This window comes from Peribacillus sp. (assembly GCF_059453735.1).
The window spans coordinates 1-3,956 of sequence record NZ_JAZVJO010000474.1 but is presented as its reverse complement, the minus strand read 5'-3'; the positions used below and the strand labels follow the sequence as shown (position 1 = coordinate 3,956).

Annotated in this window: 4 protein-coding genes; 3 read left to right on the top strand and 1 reads right to left on the bottom strand. The window is 38.4% G+C overall.

Annotated elements, in window-relative coordinates:
• Positions 1-299 precede the first annotated feature (299 nt).
• Complete coding sequence (locus tag AC52RT_RS15650) at positions 300-2,039, top strand: phospho-sugar mutase (RefSeq protein ID WP_495541602.1); 1,740 nt, start codon at positions 300-302, stop codon at positions 2,037-2,039.
• 94 nt (positions 2,040-2,133) lie between these two features.
• Here the strand turns inward: AC52RT_RS15650 and AC52RT_RS15645 are convergent, their stop codons facing one another.
• A complete protein-coding gene (locus tag AC52RT_RS15645; protein WP_495541601.1) occupies positions 2,134-2,376 on the bottom strand; it encodes a YhdB family protein in 243 nt (80 codons plus the stop codon).
• A gap of 233 nt (positions 2,377-2,609) precedes the next feature.
• Here AC52RT_RS15645 and AC52RT_RS15640 point away from each other — a divergent pair, with 233 nt between their 5' ends.
• Positions 2,610-2,924 carry a DUF3889 domain-containing protein gene (locus tag AC52RT_RS15640; RefSeq protein ID WP_495541600.1) on the top strand — a complete coding sequence of 105 codons (315 nt, stop codon included), beginning with the start codon at positions 2,610-2,612 and terminating at the stop codon, positions 2,922-2,924.
• 101 nt (positions 2,925-3,025) lie between these two features.
• Positions 3,026-3,956: SpoVR family protein (locus AC52RT_RS15635; protein WP_495541599.1), on the top strand; the 931-nt coding region annotated here is incomplete at its 3' end.

Sequence of the window (3,956 nt, the reverse complement as noted above, 5' to 3'; positions counted from 1 at the left end):
ATTGTTGGTGAAACAAGTCCTAACCTTGAAATGGTTCTTATTGGAGATGTGGATCTTGAAATTCTGAGACGGGAACGCCAAAATGGTACCGTCCAGCAGTTGAAAGATCGCAGGCATGATATTTACCAGCTTAATTATCATAAAGGAGAAAAATAACATCAGGAATAAAGTTGGAGAGAAGGGAAGGATTTCTATGAAATCCTTCCCTTCTTTTTTTAAAAAATCTGTGATAACTTTAGATAATACATAATTAGTAAATATCATAAAAAAATATACAATCTGAAAAAGGAGTTGTTTTAATGAACTGGAAGACCGGATATCAGTCTTGGGCAGGATTTCAAAATCTTGATGATGAGTTAAAAACAAAATTAGAGGAAATCAGCAACGATGAAGCCCAACTTGAGGATGCTTTTTATAAAAATTTGGAGTTCGGTACTGGTGGGATGCGTGGAGAGATAGGTGCAGGAACAAATCGTATGAATATCTATACGGTTAGAAAGGCAACGGCGGGTCTAGCTGCTTATATTGCTTCATTTGGTGAGGAAGCTAAGCAGCGTGGTGCTGTAATCGCCTATGATTCCCGGCATAAATCTCCAGAATTTGCGATGGAAGCCGCTAAAACGCTTGGAACATATGGAATAAAGGCGTATTTGTTTGATGAATTGCGTCCAACACCAGAGTTAAGTTTTGCTGTTCGTGAGCTTAACGCTTATGCAGGAGTTGTCATTACGGCTAGCCATAATCCCCCTGAATATAATGGATACAAAGTATATGGTCCAGATGGCGCTCAGCTTGCCCTTGAGCCGGCAGATCAAGTAATACAATACGTTGATGACATTGAAAACGAACTGGTGCTTGAGATTGAAGAAGAACAAGTACTGAAACAAAAAGGTCTGATTGAAATTATTGGAGAAGAAATCGATGCATCGTATAATGAGCAGCTGTTAACTTTGCCAGAAAATCCTCAATTAGCGGAAGAAACTGATTTGAAAATTGTGTTTACACCGCTTCATGGTACATCCAATAAATCGGTGCGACGGGCTTTAAAGGACCTTGGTTATAAAAACGTTCATGTTGTAGCCGAACAAGAACTTCCAGATCCTAATTTTTCTACAGTTGCTTCGCCGAACCCGGAAGAGCATGCTGCATTTGAACAGGCAATTATACTTGGGAACAGCGTCGATGCTGACCTTTTAATAGCGACTGATCCAGATGCTGATCGTCTAGGTATCGCCGTAAAAAACAATCAAGGTGAATATGTAGTACTGACTGGCAATCAAACAGGTGCGTTATTATTAGATTATTTACTCACACAAAAGAAAGCGAAACAAACACTTCCTCAAAATGGTGTGGTTTTAAAGACAATTGTTACCTCGGAAATTGGCCGGAAGATTGCATCAGAATTCGGACTGCCTACCATCGACGTTTTAACTGGCTTTAAATTTATTTCTGAAAAAATTAACACGTATAATGAAAGTGGCGAGCATAGTTTCTTATTTGGTTATGAAGAAAGTTACGGATATCTAGTTAAAGATTTCGCAAGAGATAAAGATGCTATACAGGCCGCTATACTTGCGGTAGAAGTATGTGCATATTATAAAAAACAAGGAAAAACTTTGTATGAGGGTCTTTTAGATGTGTTTGAAAAGTACGGTTACTATTTAGAAGGTCTGCGCTCCCTTACGCTTAAGGGAATAGATGGAGCTCGTCAAATTAATGGAATTTTAGACGATTTCCGTAATAACCCTCCAAAGCAAATTGCCCAACAGCATGTTGTCATTGAGGAAGATTATCGAAGCAGTCAGAAGCATTCATTATTAAAGAACACTCAAGAACCAATTGATTTGCCAAAATCAAATGTACTCAAATATTTCTTGGAAGACGGTACATGGGTTTGCTTGCGGCCATCTGGAACAGAACCTAAAATTAAATTTTACTTTGGTGTTCATGGAACATCAATGGCAGAAGCTGAAGAAAAACTCTCTGCAGTAACTTCAGATTTCATGGCTGGTATTGAAGCGAAGTTAGGCGTTAGCTAAGAATATGATAAGTGATGGAAGGACAAGGTCCTTCCATCTTTTTTTATTGGTTTTTTTAGCATAGAAACGTTTAGAAAACAAACGCTAAGAATAATTATTCAGAAACAGCTGCCCAATTCTCATAGGTACATTCGGTAGCATGATCCAAGTAACGGAACAGGGAATACAGTTTTGCTTGAACGATTGTATAATCGGTTTCAAAATGATACACATGGAGAAAATGCTCAATCTTCTTAGAAAGAAATTGATCTTTAGTCTGAACCATCAAAATCGTTAAATTATCCCAATCCGAGCGATGCGTACAAAATAATGCCCGGTCATAATCATTCTTCTCCATCAATACCCCTCCTTCATCAGGAGCTACTGTTAGTTTGTTCACGAAGCGTGCGGCAATCTCTATGCAAAAAGTGGAGCCGTTGTTTTTGCACGCTTGTTGCTATTTACCTGAATAATATTGAGTGTAGAAAATGTAGGCTTATTGCTGGTGATACTCGCAAAGCGAAGGTCCGTGCGAATAAGCTTTAAAAAAAAATACATACTAAAAAGAACAAAATAGGTAGGAGGAATTGCATGAAACAAGTCATAAGTGCCTTTTTAACCCTCTTGATTGTTCTCCAATTCGGAATAAATACGTCAGCAGCCAATACTGGTTATGAGAAATACGGACAAATAGCTATTGCCGTAGTTAAAGCCGATTATCCAAACGACGATGTAGTCGATTACGAATATAAAGGACGTACTCAAAATCCAAATGGACAAGCAGAGGACAGTTTTCAATTTCTAGTCAACGATCAAGGAGAAAAAAGGACCGTTAAAGTGAAAATCAGGCATGATTTAACGAATAAAAAAATGTTGAACCTTATAGTAGAAGAAAAGGGTAAGTAGGCACAGAATTATACAGTCAGCTGCACTGAAAATGTCTTCTTCGTCATGTTCTCTCTCTTTTTTCATACAGTAGAGTAAGGATAGAAAAGGGGGAGAGGCAGATGAATACTTCAGAGCATAGGGATTTGGAGTATACAATAAGTGAAATTACCGAAATAGCAAAAGGTTTCGGTCTTGATTTTTATCCGATGCGCTATGAAATATGTCCTTCTGAAATTATTTATACATTTGGAGCTTATGGAATGCCAACCCGTTATTCGCATTGGAGCTTTGGAAAGCAATTCCATAAAATGAAGCTCCATTATGATTTTGGATTGAGTAAAATATATGAGCTCGTTATCAATTCAGATCCATGCTATGCATTTCTCTTAGATTCTAATTCATTAATACAGAATAAGCTTATCGTGGCACATGTCTTAGCTCACTGTGATTTTTTTAAGAATAACGTTCGGTTTCAAAATACAAAGCGTGACATGGTAGAAAGTATGGCGGCTACAGCCGACCGAATCCGCCATTATGAAACCATTCACGGTAAAAAAGAAGTCGAAACCTTTCTTGATGCCGTCCTAGCCATTGAAGAACATATTGACCCTTCGATGATGAGGGCAAAGTTTGATCTATTCGATGAAGAATCCAGTGAAGAAGTAAAACAAAAGCAGACCCCTTATGATGGATTATGGTCATTAGATAGTAACGATGTACCCGAGAAATCACCAATAAAGAAACATAAGAAATTCCCGCCAAGACCAGAAAAGGACATAGTCCTATTTATAGAGCAATACAGCCGTGAACTCACCGACTGGCAGCGTGATATATTGACTATGATGCGTGAAGAAATGCTCTATTTCTGGCCTCAGCTTGAAACCAAAATCATGAACGAAGGCTGGGCTTCGTATTGGCATCAACGAATGCTACGAGAGCTAGAGCGCACCACAAGTGAATCAATTGAATGTGCTAAATTAAATGCAGGAGTCGTACAGCCATCCCGTACGAGTATCAAGCCATATTACTTAGGCCTTAAAATATTTGAGG